The following is a 2,193-nucleotide window of genomic DNA, read 5'->3' on the forward strand; positions in this document are numbered from 1 at the left end:
CCTGGGGAGTACGGTCGCAAGACTGAAACTCAAAGGAATTGACGGGGACCCGCACAAGCAGTGGAGTATGTGGTTTAATTCGAAGCAACGCGAAGAACCTTACCAGGTCTTGACATCCCTCTGACCGTCCTAGAGATAGGGCTTTCCTTCGGGACAGAGGAGACAGGTGGTGCATGGTTGTCGTCAGCTCGTGTCGTGAGATGTTGGGTTAAGTCCCGCAACGAGCGCAACCCCTATTTTTAGTTGCCAGCACTTTGGGTGGGCACTCTAAAGAGACTGCCGGTGACAAACCGGAGGAAGGTGGGGATGACGTCAAATCATCATGCCCCTTATGACCTGGGCTACACACGTACTACAATGGCCAGTACAACGGGAAGCGAAGGAGCGATCTGGAGCCAATCCTATCAAAGCTGGTCTCAGTTCGGATTGCAGGCTGCAACTCGCCTGCATGAAGTCGGAATTGCTAGTAATCGCGGATCAGCATGCCGCGGTGAATACGTTCCCGGGTCTTGTACACACCGCCCGTCACACCACGAGAGTTTACAACACCCGAAGTCGGTGGGGTAACCCGCAAGGGAGCCAGCCGCCGAAGGTGGGGTAGATGATTGGGGTGAAGTCGTAACAAGGTAGCCGTATCGGAAGGTGCGGCTGGATCACCTCCTTTCTAAGGATATACCCGGTCTCGATGAAGATCGGATCAGGAAGCATAAGCTTCCAAACTGTGCGGATTAACTGCGCGAAAGCGCCGGACGTGAACCCCATTTGTTCAGCTTTGATGGAATTTGCTTGGGGCCATAGCTCAGCTGGGAGAGCGCCTGCCTTGCAAGCAGGAGGTCAGCGGTTCGATCCCGCTTGGCTCCACCAACTTGCACCTTGAAAACTGGATAACGAAAGTAAAATCAAGATGAAAATCTTGAGCTGAAACATCCTTTAGCTGTATTAAAACTGTTGCCAACCTTGGTTGGTTAACATACTAGGTTAAGCTAGTAAGAGCGCACGGAGGATGCCTAGGCACCAGGAGCCGAAGAAGGACGTGGCGAACAACGATACCGCCTCGGGGAGCCGTAAGCAGGCTTTGATCCGGGGATTTCCGAATGGGGAAACCCAGCTGGGGTAATGCCCAGTTACTTCTGACTGAATACATAGGTCAGATAGAGGCATACCGGGGGAACTGAAACATCTAAGTACCCCGAGGAAGAGAAAACAAAAGTGATTCCGTCAGTAGCGGCGAGCGAACGCGGATTAGCCCAAACCAAGGAGCTTGCTCCTTGGGGTTGTAGGACGTCTCACATGGAGTTACAAAGGTGCCCGCTAGGCGAAGAGGTCTGGAAAGGCCCGCTAGAAGAGGTAAAAGCCCTGTAACCAAAAGCCAGCACCCTCCGAGACGGATCCTGAGTACGGCGGGACACGTGAAACCCCGTCGGAATCCGGCAGGACCATCTGCCAAGGCTAAATACTCCCTGGTGACCGATAGTGAAGCAGTACCGTGAGGGAAAGGTGAAAAGCACCGCGGGAGCGGAGTGAAAAAGAACCTGAAACCGTGCGCTTACAAGAAGTCAGAGCCCGATTAATGGGTGATGGCGTGCCTTTTGTAGAATGAACCGGCGAGTTACGATTACGTGCAAGGTTAAGGTGGAAAGCCGTAGCCGCAGCGAAAGCGAGTCTGAATAGGGCGAATGAGTACGTGGTCGTAGACCCGAAACCGTGTGATCTACCCCTGTCCAGGGTGAAGGTGCGGTAACACGCACTGGAGGCCCGAACCCACGAACGTTGAAAAGTTCGGGGATGAGGTGGGGGTAGCGGAGAAATTCCAATCGAACTCGGAGATAGCTGGTTCTCCCCGAAATAGCTTTAGGGCTAGCCTCGGATATGAGTGTCGTGGAGGTAGAGCACTGATTGGGTGCGGGGCCCGCCAAGGGTTACCAAGTCTAGTCAAACTCCGAATGCCATCGACATGCTTACCGGGAGTCAGACAGTGAGTGCTAAGATCCATTGTCAAGAGGGAAACAGCCCAGATCATCAGCTAAGGTCCCCAAGTGTGTGTTAAGTGGGAAAGGATGTGGAGTTGCAAAGACAACCAGGATGTTGGCTTAGAAGCAGCCACCATTTAAAGAGTGCGTAATAGCTCACTGGTCGAGTGACTCTGCGCCGAAAATGTAACGGGGCTAAACACACCACCGAAGCTATGGCATG

The 2,193-nt window shown here is 53.3% G+C and carries 1 tRNA gene and 2 rRNA genes; all 3 read left to right on the top strand.

The annotated features are described in order from the left end of the window. Positions 1-664, top strand: a 16S ribosomal RNA gene (locus D3P08_RS26960); the annotation flags it as partial. A gap of 124 nt (positions 665-788) precedes the next feature. Continuing rightward, positions 789-864 (top strand) — tRNA-Ala (locus tag D3P08_RS26965). A 112-nt stretch (positions 865-976) separates the two neighbouring features. Then, positions 977-2,193: ribosomal RNA gene (locus D3P08_RS26970) — 23S ribosomal RNA — on the top strand; the annotation flags it as partial.

Origin of the sequence: Paenibacillus nanensis (assembly GCF_003583765.1) — a bacterium.
GTDB classification, from domain to species: Bacteria; Bacillota; Bacilli; order Paenibacillales; family Paenibacillaceae; genus Pristimantibacillus; species Pristimantibacillus nanensis.